Source organism: Stenotrophomonas geniculata (assembly GCF_034508895.1).
GTDB classification, from domain to species: domain Bacteria; phylum Pseudomonadota; class Gammaproteobacteria; order Xanthomonadales; family Xanthomonadaceae; genus Stenotrophomonas; species Stenotrophomonas geniculata.
In genome coordinates this window covers 2,026,080-2,044,604 of the sequence record NZ_CP140571.1, presented here as the reverse complement: position 1 = coordinate 2,044,604, position 18,525 = coordinate 2,026,080, and the positions used below count along the sequence as shown (strand labels likewise).

At 67.6% G+C, this 18,525-nt stretch carries 17 protein-coding genes; 7 read left to right on the top strand and 10 right to left on the bottom strand.

The features are described from left to right. Window positions 1–12: 12 nt before the first annotated feature. The 8 genes from RI032_RS09490 to RI032_RS09455 form a co-directional block, all read right to left on the bottom strand. A complete protein-coding gene (locus tag RI032_RS09490) occupies window positions 13–270 on the bottom strand; it encodes a phosphopantetheine-binding protein (protein ID WP_005411610.1) in 258 nt (85 codons plus the stop codon). Further along, complete coding sequence (locus RI032_RS09485) at window positions 257–1,054, bottom strand: lysophospholipid acyltransferase family protein (protein ID WP_010482327.1); 798 nt, start codon at window positions 1,052–1,054, stop codon at window positions 257–259. Before RI032_RS09485 ends, RI032_RS09490 begins: the two co-directional genes overlap by 14 nt. Continuing rightward, window positions 1,047–1,790 (bottom strand): beta-ketoacyl synthase chain length factor, encoded by a 744-nt coding sequence (locus tag RI032_RS09480; protein WP_043399566.1) that lies wholly within the window; start codon window positions 1,788–1,790, stop codon window positions 1,047–1,049. Before RI032_RS09480 ends, RI032_RS09485 begins: the two co-directional genes overlap by 8 nt. A 217-nt stretch (window positions 1,791–2,007) precedes the next feature. Further along, window positions 2,008–3,021: a cytochrome d ubiquinol oxidase subunit II gene (cydB, locus tag RI032_RS09475; RefSeq protein WP_010482330.1), complete on the bottom strand. Its 1,014-nt coding sequence runs from the start codon at window positions 3,019–3,021 to the stop codon at window positions 2,008–2,010. Between the two features lies 1 nt (window position 3,022). After that, window positions 3,023–4,420 (bottom strand): cytochrome ubiquinol oxidase subunit I, encoded by a 1,398-nt coding sequence (locus tag RI032_RS09470; RefSeq protein WP_049413148.1) that lies wholly within the window; start codon window positions 4,418–4,420, stop codon window positions 3,023–3,025. Window positions 4,421–4,670: 250 nt separating this feature from the next. Then, complete coding sequence (locus RI032_RS09465) at window positions 4,671–4,886, bottom strand: hypothetical protein (protein WP_057502999.1); 216 nt, start codon at window positions 4,884–4,886, stop codon at window positions 4,671–4,673. Next, a complete protein-coding gene (locus RI032_RS09460) occupies window positions 4,883–5,536 on the bottom strand; it encodes an RNA polymerase sigma factor (protein WP_043399577.1) in 654 nt (217 codons plus the stop codon). Before RI032_RS09460 ends, RI032_RS09465 begins: the two co-directional genes overlap by 4 nt. 37 nt (window positions 5,537–5,573) lie before the next feature. Further along, window positions 5,574–5,903, bottom strand: a complete 330-nt coding sequence (locus tag RI032_RS09455) for a hypothetical protein (protein WP_010482336.1) — start codon at window positions 5,901–5,903, stop codon at window positions 5,574–5,576. A gap of 167 nt (window positions 5,904–6,070) precedes the next feature. On the opposite strand from RI032_RS09455, the gene RI032_RS09450 reads away from it, so the two are divergent. From RI032_RS09450 to RI032_RS09420, 7 genes are all read left to right on the top strand, one after another. Next, on the top strand, window positions 6,071–8,440 hold the full coding sequence (locus RI032_RS09450; protein WP_010482338.1) for a S9 family peptidase: 2,370 nt from the start codon (window positions 6,071–6,073) through the stop codon (window positions 8,438–8,440). Then, window positions 8,437–8,856, top strand: coding sequence for an NUDIX hydrolase (locus RI032_RS09445; RefSeq protein WP_228354935.1), 420 nt, complete (start codon window positions 8,437–8,439; stop codon window positions 8,854–8,856). Before RI032_RS09450 ends, RI032_RS09445 begins: the two co-directional genes overlap by 4 nt. 30 nt (window positions 8,857–8,886) lie before the next feature. Further along, window positions 8,887–9,447, top strand: coding sequence for a hypothetical protein (locus RI032_RS09440; RefSeq protein WP_019661728.1), 561 nt, complete (start codon window positions 8,887–8,889; stop codon window positions 9,445–9,447). Between the two features lie 32 nt (window positions 9,448–9,479). After that, the gene (locus RI032_RS09435; RefSeq protein ID WP_322548180.1) at window positions 9,480–10,598 is read left to right on the top strand and encodes a hypothetical protein; all 1,119 of its coding nucleotides are present in this window, start codon (window positions 9,480–9,482) and stop codon (window positions 10,596–10,598) included. Window positions 10,599–10,635: 37 nt separating this feature from the next. Beyond that, window positions 10,636–12,252, top strand: a complete 1,617-nt coding sequence (locus RI032_RS09430; protein ID WP_322548179.1) for a hypothetical protein — start codon at window positions 10,636–10,638, stop codon at window positions 12,250–12,252. 54 nt (window positions 12,253–12,306) lie between these two features. Then, a complete protein-coding gene (gene hemF, locus RI032_RS09425; protein WP_107433471.1) occupies window positions 12,307–13,203 on the top strand; it encodes an oxygen-dependent coproporphyrinogen oxidase in 897 nt (298 codons plus the stop codon). A gap of 98 nt (window positions 13,204–13,301) precedes the next feature. Then, complete coding sequence (locus tag RI032_RS09420; RefSeq protein WP_322548178.1) at window positions 13,302–14,822, top strand: hypothetical protein; 1,521 nt, start codon at window positions 13,302–13,304, stop codon at window positions 14,820–14,822. Between the two features lie 78 nt (window positions 14,823–14,900). Here RI032_RS09420 and RI032_RS09415 read toward each other — a convergent pair whose 3' ends face one another. After that, window positions 14,901–15,380 (bottom strand): DUF421 domain-containing protein, encoded by a 480-nt coding sequence (locus RI032_RS09415; protein WP_010482347.1) that lies wholly within the window; start codon window positions 15,378–15,380, stop codon window positions 14,901–14,903. Between the two features lie 328 nt (window positions 15,381–15,708). Continuing rightward, on the bottom strand, window positions 15,709–18,483 hold the full coding sequence (gene polA / locus RI032_RS09410) for a DNA polymerase I (protein ID WP_279938688.1): 2,775 nt from the start codon (window positions 18,481–18,483) through the stop codon (window positions 15,709–15,711). Window positions 18,484–18,525: the final 42 nt, after the last annotated feature.

Genomic DNA, 18,525 nt, shown 5'->3' with positions numbered 1-18,525 from the left:
GTCCTGGCACCGTTACGACTGGCGGGCGGCGACGAACTCGCCGAGCGCGCGCACGCTGGAGAAATGGCGACGGGTTTCTTCCGAATCGGCCGAGAGGCTCACACCGTACTTCTTCTGCAGCGCCAGGCCCAGCTCCAGCGCGTCGATCGAATCCAGGCCAAGGCCCTCGACGAACAGCGGCGCGGTCGGATCGATGTCCTCCGGCGTGATGTCCTCCAGCGAAAGGGAGGAAATGATCAATTCCTTGATCTCGTGCTCAAGTGCTTGCACGGTTCGGATCTCCAGACAGGTCGAAATAACGAGAAAGGTGCTCGGTGACGCGACGGGCTGCCAAGGCATCCCCCCTTGGCGAGTCGTCTTCGGCCAGAAATGGCGCGATCGGGATATCTTCGCCGATCTGCAGCCGAACGTGAAAGCGACGTGAGGGGACACGATACCACTTCTGCCCCTTGGTCAGCGTTGGCGGGCTGCAGGTGATCCGCACCGGGGTGATGTCCAGGCGGCCGCGCACGGCGATGTTGGCCGCGCCCCGCTGCAGCCGCGGCGGCTGTCCGGGCACGCTGCGGGTGCCCTCCGGGAAGATGACCAGGGTGCCTCCAGCGCGCACTGCGGCCACACAGTCATCGACCAGCCCGGCACCATCGTCGTTGGCGATGTAGCCGGCGGCCCGTACCGGACCGCGCATGAACGGGTTGCAGGCCACGGCCCGCTTGACCACGCAGTCGGCGTTGGGAAGCAGCGAGATCAGGCAGACCACGTCGATCAGGGTGGGGTGGTTGGCCAGCACCAGCAGGCCGTCGCGCTGCAGGCGCTCACCGCCCTCGATCTCGTAGGTCATCACCCCCAGCCCGCGCATCAGCCGCAGGTGGCTGGCGAACGCGACCTGGACCACGCGCCGGGCGCGGCGGCGGCGCGCCACCGGGTCACGCATCAGCAGCAGTACCGGCATCACCAGAACGCCGAGCAGCAGCCCGCCCAGGCCAAACGCGACGAAGCTGAGGCCGGTGCCAAACACACGCCAGGCATGGTCGAGGCGGCGCAGCAGCTCAGCCACGGCGGCTCCAGCACCAGCGCTGGCCGTGGGCCACGTGTTCCAGTGCCGGCGCGCCAGACAACAGGAACCGGTGCAGGTCCAGCGCATGCGGCAGCAGGCCGGGCGCAGTGCTGGCCTGGCCGTCGGCCGGCTGCCACTGCAGCGACAGCGTCGGCCGGCCCTCTGCCGGAGCGGTCAAACGCCAGCACCACGCAAAGAACGGATCGGGTTCGTCGGCGAACGTCGCGTATATTTCAGGAAGTGGCGACTCGTAGACCACTACCCGTACCTCGCGGGCGCCATCGGCCAGCAGGCCGACGGCCTCCAGGCAGGCCGTCTCCACCGTGGCCTGGCCCGCCGCCAGCGCCAGGTAGTTGCCGCGGTGACCGCGGGCGATCGAATACAGCGCGGCGATCGCGTTGTGCACGGACAGGCCGAATCCGGTCGGCGACAACGGCTGGTCGCCGACCAGCGCGCCCAGCAGGTCCATCGAACGGGCCACGTCGCCGTGGCGGCTGGCGAACACCAGCGGGACGTCACTGTCGGCGCCCTGCCCGTCCTCGCACCAGCACGCGGCCTGGATCGCCATACGACCCAGCCGCTCGATGCGACGGCGCTGCATCGCCGGCACTTCGGCCAGCGCCGGCGTGTCCCCGCCATGCGGCAGGTACGGCGTATCGGCCCAGCCCAGCCACTGGCTGCGCTCACTCAGGCCGGGCGCCCAGGCGGCCCAGTCGACGATGGAAAATTCGATCATTTGGCGATGGTGCTTCAACGGGAGAACGATAGGCACGAGCCATTACGGCGACGCGCGGCGGCCCCCCGTTCCTGCAGCCGTGCGTCCGTCCAGGACGTCGCCGGCTGCCCCCCTGGCCGCCGGAAAGGAGCGCACGCTAGCACGTCCCGCGCGGGGTGTGCAGGTTTCACATTCCCCAACACGGGGCCCGGCAAGCGCAGGCCCCGTCTTCAATCGATCAGTGGTAACCGGTGTCGGCGTGCACCTTGCCGCGGAATACCCGGTACGACCATGCCGTGTAGCCGAGGATGACCGGCAGCAGAATGACCAGCCCGACCAGGGTGAAGCCCAGCGAGGAGGCCGGCGCGGCGGCCTGCCACAGCGTCATCGACGGTGGCAGCAGGTAGGGCCACATGCCCAGCACCAGGCCGAGGAAGCCGAGCACGAACAGGGCCAGGCTGAGCAGGAACGGCGGCAGGTCACGGCGAGGGTGGGTGGCACTGCGCCACAGCGCGGCGGCTACCGCCAGGGTCAGCAGCGGCACCGGCGACAGCCACCAGAAGTTGCCGTCGCTGAACCAGCGATCCATCAACCGCGAATCGAGGAACGGCAGCCAGCTGCTGACCAGGCCCATCGCCGCGATCACCGCCACCACCAGCGGCCGCGTCATCTGCCGCGCCAGCGCCTGCACGCGCCCTTCGGTCTTCAGGATCAGCCAGGTGCTGCCCAGCAACGCGTAGCCGGCGACCAGCGCAGCGCCGGTCAGCATCGCGAACGGGCTGAACCAGGCGAACGGCCCGCCCTGATAGACACCGTCCACCAGCGGGATGCCCTGCACCAGGGTGCCGAGGATCACGCCCTGGGCGAAGGTCGCCAGCAGCGAACCGAGGCCGAACGCCACGCTCCACAGCCGGCGCGAACGATGCGCCTTGAAGCGGAACTCGAACGCCACGCCGCGGAACACCAGCGCCACCACCAGCAGCAGCACCGGCAGGTACAGCGCCGACAGCAGCACCGCATACGCCTTCGGGAACGCCGCCAGCAGGCCGGCGCCACCGAGCACCAGCCAGGTCTCGTTGCCGTCCCAGATCGGCGCGGCGGTGTTCATCATCAGGTCCAGCTGTTCCTCGTCCTCGGCGAACGGGGCGAGGATGCCGATGCCGAGCACGAAGCCGTCCAGCACCACGTACATCAGCACGCCGAAGCCGATCACCGCGAACCATGCCACCGGCAGCCAGGTCATCAGGTCCATGTCAGCGTTCCTCCAGCGGTTCGTCGGCGGCCGACAGCGGACGTGCCGGGGTATGGCTGCCGTGGTCCAGCGACGGCCCCTCGGCGTACGGCTGCGGCCCATGGCGCAGGATCTTCACCAGGTACCAGATGCCCCAGCCAAACACGAAGGCATAGCCAACAACGTAGACGCCCAGCGACAGCGCGGTCATCCACGCGCTCTGCGGGCCCACTGCATCAGCGGTGCGCAGCACGCCATACACCACCCACGGCTGGCGCCCCATCTCGGTAACGAACCAACCCGACAGCAGCGCGATGAAGCCACTGGGCAGCATCCAGTTCCAGCCGCGCAGCAGCCACGGCGAATCCAGCAGCTTCTTCCGCCACAACTGGAAGGCCGACACCCAGGCCAGCAACAGCATCAGCGTGCCCAGCCCGACCATGATGCGGAAGGCGAAGAACACCGGCGTCACCGGCGGCCGCTCGCTGGCGGGTACCGAGGTGAGAGGATCGAAGGTACCGTCCAGGCTGTGGGTGAGGATCACGCTGCCCAGCTTCGGGATGGCAACTTCGAAATCGTTGCGCTCTTCCTTCTCGTTCGGCAGCGCGAAGACCACCAGCGGCACGCCCTCGCCTTCCTTGGTTTCATGCCAGTGCGCTTCCATCGCCGCGATCTTCATCGGCTGATGCTTGAGCGTGTTCAGGCCATGCATGTCGCCGACGAAGATCTGCACCGGCACGGTCAGTGCTGCGAACCCCACCGCCGCGATCAGCATGCGTCGGCCCGCTTCCACGTGCGTTCCCTTTCGCAGGTACCACGCACCCACGCCACCGATCACGAAACAGGTGGTGATGAACGAGCCCAGCGCCATGTGCGCCAGGCGATAGGGGAACGAGGGGTTGAACACCACTTGCCACCAATCGACTGGATGCACGATGCCGTTGACCATCTCGTAGCCGGCCGGTGTATGCAGCCAGCTGTTGGACGACAGGATCCAGAACGTGGAGAACAGCGTGCCCAGCGCGACCATGCAGGTGGACAGGAAATGCAGGCGCGGCGAGACCCGGCCCCAGCCGAACATCATCACGCCGAGGAAGCTGGCTTCCAGGAAGAACGCGGTCAGCACCTCGTAGGTCAGCAGCGGGCCGATGACCGTGCCAGCCACCTCGCTCAGCCGCGGCCAGTTGGTACCGAACTGGAAGGCCATGACGATGCCGCTGACCACGCCCATGCCGAACGACACCGCGAAGATCTTCTGCCAGAAGAAATACAGCTCGCGCCACACGGGCAACTTCGTGCGCAGCCAGCGCCATTCGATGAAGGCCAGCCAGCTGGCCGTACCGATGGTGAAGGCGGGGAACAGCACGTGGAAACTGATGACGAATCCGAACTGGATCCGGGACAACAACAACGCGTCCAAGGGACGCCTCCTGCCTGTGACCGGTGGGATACCGGACCACTTTAGGAGGATTTCGTTAAGGTGGGATGCGACCGGGTGACGCGCTGCTTCACTTTGTCGCAGGGCGGCGTGAAGGCCGCCGAGCATGGCCCAGCGCTACCAATTGACCGCTCTGGTAGCTGCCAACCTTGGTTGGCACACGCACCCAGGCACCGATTACGGCCGGCATCTACCCACCGCGATGGGAGCGGCCCATCGCCCGGCAGGCGCCTCAGTGCCAGAAATACCAGCCCGCTGCAGCCAGCAGCGCGCCAAACAACAGAACCTGCACCACCACATAGCCCACGCCACTGTCGCGCGACTCAGCGGCGATGCGCTTCTGCAGCGCCTCGCTCACATCCGGTGTCTGTTCCTGCTGCGCCTGCTCACGCAACGCCTGCGCCAGCGCGCGCTTTTCCGCATCGCGAGGGTCGGTCGGTGGGTTCACAGCAGTTCTCCGGCGGTCGCATGCCGCGTCAGTTCCTGTTTCAGGACCTGGCGCGCACGGTGAAGGTGGCTCTTGATGGTACCGCGGGCCAGTCCAGTCACCTGCTCGATCTCGGCCAGATCGAAATCCTCCAGGTAATGCAGGCCGACGATCAGCCGCTGCGGTGCACTCAGCCGTTCCAACGCCGCGCCAAGATGGCGACCAGCCTGCAGCGCCTCGCTCAGTTCAGCCGGCCCCGGCCCTTCATCGCCAATACCCAGTTCCTCGGGTACTTCCACCGCCACCATCCATTGCGCCTCCAGCCGTCGCCTGCGCAGGTGCTGCAACGCCGTGGTGTAAGCCACCCGTGAAACCCAGGTACGCAGCGAGGATTCAAAGCGGAACCGGTGCAGCTGGCGGAACACGGCCAGGAAGGTTTCCTGCAGCAGGTCGGCCACCTGATCACGGTCGCCCACCATGCGCCCGATCACATGCGCGCAGGTGCGTTGATGGGTCTCGACCAGCTGCGAAAACGCCGCCTGCGAGCCGTCGATGATGGCCCGCACCAGGGCTTGGTCCGCATCCAGCGGTGCAGCGGGTGCCGCCGTCGCCGCTGCATCGTGGCGGCGACGGCCCCGAAGTGCCGACAGCGCTTCGCCGAGCAGGCTCATGCGCGGGGCGCCCCCTGTGCCCGTGGCATGTCCTGGCTCAGCCCTTGCGTGCGGCAGGACGGGTGAAGTGCCAGGCCAGCAGCTGGCCGAGGCCGGCACTGCCGACCATCGCGGCGGCGGCGCCGAAGGTCAGTTCGCGTGCACCGATCGCCTCCAGCAGGCCCATTGCCACGGCCAGGCTGACCAGGCTGATGCCCCAGCGCAGCGCGCCCTGGCGGCGGCGTTCTTCTTCCAGTACCGCCAGCGAGCGGATCACTTCCTCCGGCACGTGCGGAGCCACCAGCTTGCTGCGGGCGCGGGCATCGGCAATGGCATGGATCGCGTAGGCGATGCAGATGAAGAGGGTGATCGGGATCAGTTCCTGCATGGTCGGGCTCCTGTTCGGTGGATGATGCGGGTTCAGGAGAATGGATGCGCGACCACGGCAACCGGTTGCACCACTTTGCCAATCCCGCTGCCATGACCTGTGGCCCCTGCCCCGGGCCGGGGCGGCTGGTACCCTTGGCCGGTTTCCTCTTCTGGTGCCGTCCGCCCATGTCCCGAGTGCTGCCCCTGTCCCTCCTGCTGTCGGCCGTGCTGGCCGCACCGGCTGCGCATGCCGCGCCGACGCCGATCACCATCGAACAGGCCATGGCCGACCCGGACTGGATCGGTCCGCCGGTCGAGAAGGCCTGGTGGTCGTGGAACAGCCAGCAGGTGGAGTACCAGCTCAAGCGCAACGGCAGCCCGGTGCGCGATACCTTCCGCCAGCCGCTGGCCGGTGGCGTGGCCGCGCAGGTGGCCGATGACCAGCGCGGCACCCTGGACGTGGCCGAGCCGGTCTACGACCGCAGCCGCAGCCGCAGCGCCTTCGTACGCAATGGCGACGTGTTCGTGCGCGACCTGCGCAGCGGCGCGCTGACCCAGCTGACCCGCAGCAACGAGCGCGCGGGCAACGTGAACTTCGCCGCCGACAACGGCGTGATCTGGCGCGTCGGCCAGAACTGGTTCCACTGGACCGCCGCCAGCGGCGTGCAGCAGGTGGCCAGCCTGAAGGCCGAGAAGGATCCGCGTACGGCACCGAAGGCCGACGTGCTGCGCGACCAGCAGCTGCGCACGCTGGAAACCCTGCGCCGCGACCGTGACCAGCGCGAAGCACTGAAGGACCAGGACCAGCGCTGGCGCCAGGCCGACCCGACCCGCGCGCCGGGCCCGGTGTACCTGGGCGCCGACGTGGAGATCGCCGACAGCGTGCTGTCGCCGGACCTGACCCACCTGATCGTGGTGACCAAGCCGAAGGACTTCGATGACGGCCGTGGCGGCAAGATGCCGCTGTACGTGACCGAATCGGGCTACGAGGAAACCGAAGACACCCGCACCCGCGTCGGCCGCAACGGCTTCGAACCGCATACCCTGTGGTACGTGGACGTGCGCACCGGCAAGGCCGAGAAGGTTTCGCTGGCTGGCCTGCCGGGCATCAGCACCGATCCGCTGGCCGAGCTGCGCCGCAAGGCCGGCAAGGACGCGCTGAAGGGCGAGCGCAGCCTGCAGGTGATGAGCGACTTCATGGGCGGTGGCATCCGCTGGAGCGCCGACGGCCAGCAAGCTGCGGTGATGCTGCGTGCCAACGACAACAAGGACCGCTGGATCATCAGCGTCAACGCTGCCGACGGCCGCGTGCAGAACCGCCACCGCCTGACCGACAACGCCTGGATCAACTGGGGCTTCAACGATTTCGGCTGGATGGCCGATGGCCGCACGCTGTGGCTGCTGTCGGAGGAATCGGGCTTCTCGCACCTGTACACCCAGGCCGGTACCGCAAAGCCGCAGGCGCTGACCAGCGGCAAGTGGGAAACCTCGGCGCCGGTGCCGTCGGCCGATGGCAAGGGCTTCTACTTCCTGTGCAACCAGCAGGCGCCACATGACTACGAAGTCTGCGCGGTCGACACCGGCAGCCGCCAGGTGCGCGAGCTGACCAGCCTCAACGGCGTGGAAGACTTCTCGCTGTCGCCGGACGGCCAGCAGCTGCTTGTGCGCTACTCCGGCGCCTACCTGCCGCCGCAGCTGGCCGTGCTGCCCAGTGCCGGTGGCCAGACACGCGTGCTGACCGACACCCGCACCGCCGACTACAAGGCGCGCCAGTGGATCCAGCCGAAGCTGGTGGCAGTGCCGTCCAAGCATGGTGCCGGCGTGGTCTGGGCCAAGTACTACGAACCGGAAAACAAGGAACCGGGGAAGAAGTACCCGATCGTGATGTTCGTGCACGGCGCCGGCTACCTGCAGAACGTGCACCAGCGCTACCCGGCCTACTTCCGCGAGCAGATGTTCCACAACCTGCTGGTGCAGAAGGGCTACATCGTGCTGGATATGGATTACCGCGGCAGCGAGGGCTACGGCCGCGACTGGCGCACGGCGATCTACCGCAACATGGGCCACCCGGAACTGGAAGACTACAAGGACGGCCTGGACTGGCTGGTCGACACCCAGCAGGGTGACCGCGACCACGCCGGCATCTACGGTGGTTCCTATGGCGGCTTCATGACCTTCATGGCGCTGTTCCGCTCGCCGGGCACCTTCAAGGCCGGCGCCGCGCTGCGCCCGGTGGTGGACTGGCACCAGTACAACCACGGCTACACCAGCAACATCCTCAACACCCCGGACATCGATCCGGAGGCGTACCGCGTGTCCTCGCCGATCGAGTACGCGCAGAACCTGCAGGACAACCTGCTGATCGCCCACGGCATGATGGATGACAACGTGTTCTTCCAGGACTCGGTGAACCTCACCCAGCGCCTGATCGAACTGCACAAGGACAACTGGTCGATCGCACCGTACCCGCTGGAACGCCACGGCTACACCCGTGCCGATTCCTGGCTGGACCAGTACAAGCGCATCCTCAAGCTGTTCGAGCAGAACCTGAAGTGAGCAACGCCGCGGCCACGATCCACATCGTGGCCGCGGTCATCCTGGATGACCGCGGCCAGGCGCTGGTGGTGCGCAAGCAGGGCGCCAGCCGCTTCATCCAGCCGGGCGGCAAGCCCGAACCCGGCGAGACGCCACTGCAGGCACTGGCCCGCGAACTGGATGAAGAAATTGGTGTGCAGCTGCGCGCCGGGACCGCCATCGCGCTGGGCACGTTCGAGGACTGGGCGGTGAATGAGCCTGGCCACCGCGTACAGGCACAGGCCTGGTGGGTGCAGGTGCACGGCACGCCGCAGGCGCGCGCCGAGATCGCCGAACTGGCCTGGGTGCCGCTGCAACCACCGCATGGCCTGCCCTTGGCACCCTTGAGCGAACACCATATCCTGCCGGCGGTCGCCACCCGGGTGACGGCCCGCTGACCGCGCGGGCACCGATTGCAAGGACACCGGATGTCAATGTCGATCCCGCCGATTCCTTCGCTGGTCCAGCCGGCCTATCACGCCTGGGTGCGCCCGATCGCACAGGCCTCGTTCTGGCTGTCACTGCTGCTCACGGTCTACTTCGTGATGCAGGGACTGCTGCTGTGGCCGCTGCACAACCTTCCGATCTGGCATCTGGTTGAGAGGGAAGTGCAAGACCAGCACCTGCACAGCCTGATCTGGCTTTTGGCGCATCCGGTGGCCGCGTCGTTGATCGTCGCGCTGCTGTGCCTGGCCTCGACCCTGGCCAGCTGGGGCCTGCTGCGCGAGCGCAGCTGGGGCCTGTGGAGCTTTGTGGTGATCCTGCTGCTGAGCGCAGTGACCAACTTTGCGATCGCCGGCTGGTTGGACGTGTTCATGCGTGACGTCATCCCGTTTCTCTCCGACGACGCCCTCCTGCAGCAGGAACTCCATCTGAAACGCTGGTTGATCACGCTGACCGTGGTGGCCATGTCATTTGTGTTCCTCGGCCTGCAGGGCTGGCTGGCCTGGCGCCTGCTGCGGCCGGACATCCGCTCACGGTTCCACTGAGTCCCCCTTTTCCGCACGACAAGGACCGTCGCATGCGCTTGCAGGCTCTTCTCCCCGCACTGCTGCTGTTCGCCGCGCTGCCAGCCGGCGCCGACGCGTTGCAGTGTGGCGAATACCGCAGCGCCGATGGCGGCATGGCGCTGGTGTTCACCACCCCCAGCAGCGGCTACCACCACGATGACGGCAGCGAGCCGCAGCCGCTGTGGGTTGATCGCAGTGCGGCGCAGACGCGCCTGGTCATGCTCGACGACGGCGTGGCGGAGCCGATCCGGATCAGTGCCGATGGCCAGCGCATCGAGGACGACGGGGTGGTGACCTACACGCTGCGCCAGTCCCGTGCCTGCACCGTCGAGCCCAGCACGATGGACGGCAGCTGTCGCGCCGCCGGCAGCCACTGCATTGCGCAGCTGCCCACGGCCTCTCCCGGCCAGGCCCAGCGCGCGTGCGGCGAAGGCGTTGGCGCGGGCTGCTCGGCGCTGTTGCGACAACTGCGCGATGGCAACGCCGCAGCCGCTGGTGACACCGGCGCCGCCCTCTTCGAGCGCCCGTCCGCCTGCCGCGAACACACGCCCGAGCATGACCCGCAGGCCTGCGAGGCGCTGACCGGTGATGCGCTGGCCACCGCGATGCAGCGGGTGGGTGAACGCCTGCAACAGGAAGACGAAGACGCACTGGATTCACCGCTTCCGGCCGCTGCACGCGATCGTCTGCAGCAGCTGTGCCTGCAGCACCGCAGTGGTCGCTTCTGCGTCGAAGTGGCCGAACAGCAGTTGATCGCGCTGGAACCCGCGTTGGCGGTGCAGGCCCTGCAGGTGGTCTGCGATGCAGGCCGCATCAGTGCCTGCGAACGCGTCGCACCGCTGCGCGATCTCGGCGCGGACCTGCGCCTCGTCCCGGCCCAGCGGGTGCCGTGCGGCCGCTATCAGGCCGACGGTGGCGTGATCGACAGGCTCGACTTCGGCGATGGCGCGCGTGGCCGTCTGCATGACGGCGCGATCCACCTGCAGCAGAACGGCGAAGCCCTTGTGCTGCGTCAGCTCGGCAATGGCGACCTGCTTGGTATGGATGCGCAGACGGGATATCAGCGTTACCAGCCGGTGCCCGGCACGGCACAATGCACGCCCCCGCGCGAGGGCCGTGGTTCGCCGTAGCGCCTGGAGTTTTCCGTTCGATCGTCAAGGAGACGACATGCATTCACCCGCACCGCGCCGCCGCTGGCTGGCCTGGGCACTGCTGCTGGCCGCGCCGATGGCCGCCGCACAGTCACCGCAATGCGGCATGTTCAAGGCCGACGAAGGCAGCGGTACGCTGCGCATCAGCTCGCCAAACCGCGGCGAGCAGAAACACTTCGGCAGTGCGCCCTCTCCGGTCGCGTTCCAGCAGATCGACGGAAAGCTGCAACTGGTGAACCTGGAGTATGGCCTGCCCAACGCGCTGCAGGTGCGCGATCGCGGCCGGACGGTCGAGGTGGATGGCACGGTCTACATCCTGCAGGCCCCTGCACAGTGCGCCGCAGCCGCCGCGCCGGCTGAAGGCAGCTGCCTGGCCGATGCGGCGGCGTGCCTGGACAACCGCCGTGAAGCGAGCCCGACCGCGCTGGAGGCAGGGTGCCGGGAAGGCGTGCCCGGCATGTGCCTGCAACTGGCTGATCGTTGGCACGAGGACGCCAAACCCACGGTCGCGGCCGATCCTGCCCTGGCAAAGGCAGCGCTCGACGCCGCCCTGTCCGGCATCAAACTCCCCGCCGCCTGTGACGACGGTGGCTTCGAACAGGGAACCCCGGCGTGTGCCGCCGCACTCGAGGCCGCCCCCGCAGTGCAGGAGCAGCTGGTCAAGGCGGCGATGACGGCAGCCATGACCGAAGCCGTGGTGACGATGACGGCGCCGACCGTGCCGGTGATCATTCCAGCCGAGCGGCGCCAGCAGTTGTTGCGGCTGTGCCGCGAGGTAGCGCACGGCGGCTTCTGCACCCGCGTGGCTGAGCTGTCCTGGGAGGCGGGAGATCCCCAGCAGGCGGTGCAGGCCCTGGTTGCAGCCTGCCCCCCCGGCAATGACACCGCCACCTGCCAGCGCCTGCCGGCGTTGCAGGCGGTGGGTGCATCGTTGCAGCCGCAGCCGGCAACGGTCCTGCCCTGCGGCAGTTACCGGTCCGACGGCGGCCTGATGGACACGCTGGATTTCGGCGATGCCGGCCTGGTCGGTGTCGGCTGGAGCAGCCATCTTCGCGCGCGCGTCGAAGCGGGCGACATCCGCATCCGCCACGACCGGGACGGCGACTTCGTGCTGCGCCCGCTGCCCGGCGGGCAGCTGCTGGGCCTGGATAACTGGACCCGCTTCCAGGTGTTCGTCCCCACCGGGGAGGGCCCGACCCGGTGCAGTGCGCCGAAGCAGTTCAGGGTGCTGCCACTGCCACAGGATTGCCCGCTGGCACTGACCAACGAGGACGGTGCCGACGCCTGCTGCGCGCAGGGCAAGCTGCAGGGCTGCAACATTCTCGGCAACCGTCTTGCGTTGTCCGGGCACTGGCTGCAGGCCGTCGAGCACTACACAACGGTCTGCCGTGCCGGTGTCCGCGAGAGTTGCGAGAATCTGGTCACCGCACAAGGCAACGGTGCGGAGGTGGACGCGCGTCGAATCCTGGAACAGCTGTGCAAGGCCGACCGCAGCGGCCTGCATGTGGCCTGCGACGTGCTCGAAACCCAGAACTGGGAGCTGATCACGCTGGGCGGTGCCCTGCAGAAGGCGGTTGACGAGGCGGCGGTGGACGACACTCCGGTACCGCGCAATTCCAACCGCAAGCGCTGAGCCGGCCAGGGCCTGCCCGCAGCTTCGGCCGGGCCCTGCGGTAAAGTACGCGCCATGAACGAATTCGAGCGCGTGCGCGCCTACCTCACCGACCTGCAGGACCGCATCTGTGCGGCGATCGAGGCCGTCGATGGCCAGGCCCGCTTCCAGGAAGACCTGTGGCAGCGGGCCGAGGGCGGTGGCGGGCGCACCCGCGTGCTGCGTGACGGTGCGGTGTTCGAGCAGGCCGGCATCGGCTTCTCCGACGTGGCCGGCAGCCGCCTGCCGCCATCGGCCTCGGCCAACCGCCCAGAACTGGCCGGCGCCTCCTGGCGCGCCACCGGCGTGTCGCTGGTGTTCCACCCGCTCAATCCCTACGTGCCGACCACCCATGCCAACGTGCGCTTCTTCCAGGCGCAGCGCGACGGCGAAGTGGTGGCCAGCTGGTTCGGCGGCGGCTTCGACCTGACCCCGTTCTATCCGTTCGACGAGGACGTGCAGCATTGGCACCGGGTCGCACGCGACCTGTGCACGCCATTCGGCGAAGAACGCTATGCCGCGCACAAGCGCTGGTGCGACGAGTACTTCTTCCTGCGCCACCGCAATGAAACGCGCGGCGTCGGCGGCCTGTTCTTCGACGACCTGCATGGCGACTTCGAGCGCGATTTCGATTACCTGCGCGCGGTCGGCGATGGCTTCCTCGACGCCTACCTGCCGATCGTGCAGCAGCGCAAGGACACCGCCCATGGCGAGCGCGAACGCGAGTTCCAGCTGTACCGCCGTGGCCGCTACGTGGAATTCAACCTGGTCTATGACCGCGGCACGCTGTTCGGTCTGCAGAGCGGTGGCCGCAGCGAGAGCATCCTGATGAGCCTGCCGCCGCGGGTGCGCTGGGAATACGGCTTCAGCCCGGAGGCCGGCAGCGCCGAGGCGCGCCTGGCCGACTACCTGGTGCCGCGCGACTGGCTCTGATCTTCCGGCGCCACGCCTGACGCGTGGCGCCTTCCCCGCCTGTAGTGCGTCCAGCACCGGACAGGTCCTGCTGTACCTCCTTCAAGGATGATCCCCCAATGCCTGTCGCTGTTTCCTTCCGTCCCCGCGCTGCGGGCTGGCGCTCCCTGCTGTTGCTTGCACTGGCCTCAGCCGCGCTGCCGGCATCGGCGCAGTCAATGGCCTGTGGTACTTACACCAACAGCAGCGGCACCACCACGCTGACCCTCGAGAGCGAGGGTCACGGCCACCTGTCCGGTCCCTACCAGGCCACCGAAGAACTGCGCGTGGCCCGCGAGCAGGACGTGCTCGGCACCGGCAACCTGAGCACCGGCCGCCTGGAAAACTGGTTCTTCGAGAACGACGACCGCAACATCGTCACTCCCTATGGCGAGTTCACCCGCCAGCGCTCCGCGGCCTGCAAGGCGATGCCGGAACCGATCGAGGGCGGCTGCGTGATGAATACCTCGGACTGCCTGGAGGCGTTGCCCGAGGCCGCACCGCCGAAGCTGCACGCCTGGTGCGCCGAAGGCGTGGGCGCGGCCTGCGTGCAGTTGCTGGAAACCTACCAGCAGCAGGCCAAGGACGCGGCCCCGAAGGCCACGCGGGCAGAGCCACCGATGCCTGAACTCTGCAAGGAAGATTCCCCATCGTTCGACGCAGAAGGATGCGAGGCGATGGCCTCAGTGGTGACCTGGGAGCAGATGGGCAAGCTGGTGTTCGGGCTGGAACACGCGATGGCGCCGCTGCTGCCGGCCGCGCAGCTCGATGAATTGTCTGCGCTGTGCCGGCAGCAGCACGGTGAGACGTTCTGCAGCAAGGTAGCCGATGTACTGTGGAGTGCCGGGCGCACGCTGCAGTCCCGCGACGCGGTGCAGCTGGCCTGCGCACAGCGCCCGGAGGCATCCGAGTGCGAGACCGCCAGACGTCTCGCGGTGCTGGACACGGTGCCGGCCACGGCGCTGGCACCGGTGCCAGCCATCACCCTGCCCTGCGGGCGCTACGAAGCCGAGCACAGCGTGCTCTCGCAGCTGAACTTCCTCGATGGCGGCGTGGTCGATGTCGAGGGCCGCAGCCAGCGCCTGCGCGCCAGCCTGGAAGGCGGGCGCATCCTGATCCGCCGCGACGTCGGCAGCGACTTTGTGCTGCAGGCGCTGCAGAACGGCAACCTGATCGGAATCGACAGCGGCAACCGCTTCGCCTACTACCAGCGCAAGCCCTCTGCCGGCGGGGCCAGCTGCAAGCCACCGGTGGCCTTCGTGGAGATCCCGCTGCCGCTGGATTGCCCGACCCTGGCACGCAAGGACGGCGCCAAGGCCTGCTGTACCGATGGCAAGCTGCTGGGCTGCAAGGTTGCCGGCGAAGCGCTGTTCGAGTCCGAAAAATGGGCCGCGTCGCTGCCCTACTTCGAGACGCTGTGCGGCGCGGGCGTGCGCGAAGGCTGCCTGGCATTGGCAGCGGTGTATTCGCACACCGCAGACCCGAAGATCCCGCAAGCCATGGCTGCGATCTGCGCGAAGGATGGCAAAGGCACGCACGTGGCCTGTGATGTGGACGCCACCCGCAACTGGCCGGCACTGAAGGCCGAAGCCGCGCCCTGAGGCTCATGCACCTGTAGAGCCGAGCCCATGCTCGGCTCCGGACGCAAGGCAGCCGAGCATGGGCTCGGCTCTACAAGGTCAGGTGCTCTTCCTCGGAATGATGGTGATATGCCCGTTGATTTCCAGCAGGGCCAGCTCGACATCCTTCACGCCCAGGCCGCCCTGCTGGCGCATGGCGGCCTCGAAATCGGCACGCGTGACCTGCTCGCGACGCAGAACGGCGTCGAACAGGCGCCCATCACGCGCGATCACCACGGGTTCTCCTTCAACCAGGCGCTCGATCCGCCGGCTGCGGGTACTCACCCAGCCTACCCCATAGTTGAGCAGGATCAGGGTTGCGGCCAGCAGCAGGCCACCGCCCAGCGAGGTATCGGTGCCCAGCAGCGCGTTCTGCACCGCATTGCCCAGCAGCACGATCAACAGCACGTCGAACGGCGTGATCTGCCCTAGAGCCCGCTTGCCGCCAAGCCGGACCATGCCCAGCACCACGACATAGACCACCACCGCGCGCAGGATGAACTCCCACCACGGCATTGCCAGTGCGAACAGGTCGGGCATGGTCTTCCCCTGCGGAGCGGTGGCCCAGCGTGGCGCAGGCCATGGCGTCTGGCAACGGCGCAAATAAAAAGCCCCGCTGACCAGGGGGAGGTCAACGGGGCCGGGGAACGGGCACTTGGGGAGGAGTCCCCGTTCCGAGATCTGCTCCAGGGGATGGGAGAGATCCACAACAGGCGTTGCGCCTGTCGAGAGTTATAGAAGCACTCCGAACACTAACGGTTCGTGAAGGGGCCCAATTTAATGAACCTCGATCAGGGCAACATTCATGATCGAGTCAGAAACCTCTGACGAATGAACGAATTCACGTCGTTTTCGGCCTGAAACACCCTCAGTGTGCTTCGTCCCAGTTGTTGCCGATGCCGGTATCGACCACCAGCGGCACGCGCAGTTTGGCCGCTTGCGACATGCGCTCCACCACCTGCAAACGTAAGTCTTCAACGAAACTACTTTCGGTTTCGAAGACCAGTTCATCGTGCACCTGCAGGATCATCCGTGCCGGTGCCCCGCTGTCGCGCAGCCACCGGTCCACGTCCACCATCGCGCGCTTGATGATGTCGGCGGCGGTGCCCTGCATCGGCGCGTTGATCGCAGCACGCTCGGCACCGGCGCGCAGGCCCTGGTTACGTGCATGAATGTCGTTCAGGTACAGGCGGCGGCCGAACAGGGTCTCCACATAGCCCTGGTCGCGGGCCTGCTGGCGCATCCGCTCCATGAAGTCACGCACGCCCGGGTAGCGGCTGAAGTACAGCGCCACGTAGTCCTGCGCCTGGCCGCGGTCGATGCCCAGGTTGCGGGCCAGGCCGAAGGCGCTCATGCCGTACATCAAGCCGAAGTTGATCGCCTTGGCAGCGCGGCGCTCGTTCGGGGTCACCTCTTCCAGCGTACGCCCGAACACCTCGGCGGCGGTGGCACGGTGCACGTCGGCGCCCTGCTCGAAGGCACGCACCAGACCCGGGTCCTCGGACAGGTGCGCCATGATCCGCAGCTCGATCTGCGAGTAGTCGGCGGCCAGCAGCTGGAAGCCCTCCGGGGCGATGAACGCGCGGCGGATGCGGCGGCCATCTTCGGTGCGGATCGGGATGTTCTGCAGGTTGGGGTCCGACGAGGACAGGCGGCCGGTGGCGGCGCCGGACTGGTGGTAGCTGGTATGCACGCGGCCGGTGTCCGGGTTGACCATCTCCGGCAGCTTGTCGGTATAGGTGCTGCGCAGCTTGGCCAGCCCGCGGTACTCCAGGATCACACGCGGCAGCTCGTGCTGGTCGGCAATCGCCTCCAGTGCCTCTTCATTGGTGCTGGGCTGGCCCTTCGGGGTCTTCACCACCGCCGGCAGCTTCAGCTCGTCGAACAGCACCGCCTGCAGCTGCTTGGGCGAATCCAGGTTGAAGCTGCGCCCAGCCAGTTCGGTGGCCTTCTGCTGCGCCGCCAGCATGCGCGAGGACAGGTCCTGGCTCTGCCGGCGCAGTTCGTCGGTGTCGACCCGCACGCCGTTGGCTTCGATGCTGGTCAGCACCGGCACCAGCGGCATCTCGATGTCGCGGTACACGCTGTCCAGTGCCGGTTCGGCCAGCAGCTGCGGCTGCAGCGCGCGGTGCAGGCGCAAGGTGATGTCGGCGTCCTCGGCCGCATAGCGGCTGGCTTCGTCGATGCCCACCTGCGAGAACGGAATCTGCTTGGCGCCCTTGCCGGCCACGTCCTCGAACTTGATGGTTTTGTAGCCCAGATAGCGCAGGGCCAGCGAATCCATGTCGTGGCGGGTGGCGGTGGAATTGAGCACGAAGCTCTCGAGCATGGTGTCGTCGTGGTAGCCCTGCACGTCCACGCCGTGACGGCGCAGCACGTGCAGGTCGTACTTGCCGTGCTGGCCGAGCTTCTTCTTCGCCGGGTCCTGCAGCATCGGGCGCAGCGCATCCAGCACCTGCTGCATCGGCAGCTGGGCCGGCGCCCCCGGGTAATCGTGGCCGACCGGAATGTAGGCGGCCTTGCCCGGCTCGACCGCCAGACTGACGCCGACCAGGCGCGCACGCATCGCGTCCAGCGCATCGGTTTCGGTATCGAAGCTGATCAGGTCCGCCTGCTGCAGGCGCTCGACCCAGGCCTGCAGCTGCTCGGCGGTCAGCACGGTCTCGTATTCACCTGGCGCGGCCAGCGCCGGATCCAGCGTGCCCGCTGCCGGTGCCTCGGCGCTGCCGCGGGCAAAGCCTGCTGCCGTACCGCGCAGGCTCGGCGTTGCTTCGCTGGCGGCCGTCGGCGCCGGCAGCGGTGCACCCAGCTCCTTCAGCGCCTGGGTGAAGCCGTAGCGCGCATACAGCTCGGTCAACTCCGGCACGTCCTGCTCGCGCAGGGCCAGCATGGTCGGGCTGGCGTCCAGCTCCACGTCGGTGCGGATGGTCACCAGCTCGCGGTTCAGCGGCAGCCGCTCCAGCGCCGCCCGCAGGTTCTCGCCGATCTTGCCCTTCATGGTCGGCGCGGCCGCCATCACCCCATCCAGGTGCTGATACTCGGCCAGCCACTTGGCGGCGGTCTTCGGCCCGCACTTCTCTACGCCCGGCACGTTGTCGACGGTATCGCCCATCAGCGCCAGCAGGTCGATGATCTGGTCGGCGCGCACGCCGAACTTCTCCATCACCGCCGCGTCCGAATCCATGCGGCTGCCGGTCATGGTGTTGACCAGCTCGATGCCCGGGCGCACCAGCTGGGCAAAGTCCTTGTCGCCGGTGGAGATGGTCACCTTCAGGTCCTGCGCCACGCCCTGCAGGGCCAGCGTGCCGATCACATCGTCGGCTTCCACGCCGGGAATGCGCAGGATGCTGATGCCCAGCGCTTCGACGATGCGGCACATCGGCTCGACCTGGCTGCGCAGCTCATCGGGCATCGGCGGGCGGTTGGCCTTGTACTGGTCGTAGAGGTCATCGCGGAAGGTCTTGCCGGGCGCATCGACCACGAACGCCACGTAAGCCGGGCGTTCCTTCAGCGTCGAGCGCAGCATGTTGACCACGCCGAACAGCGCGCCGGTGGGTTCACCCTGTGCATTGGACAGGGGCGGCAGCGCGTGGAACGCGCGGTACAGGTAACTGGACCCGTCGATCAGGACTAATCTGCTCATGGGTCGATTCTACGCGCCCGTGCCTGCATCGCGGCGACACGG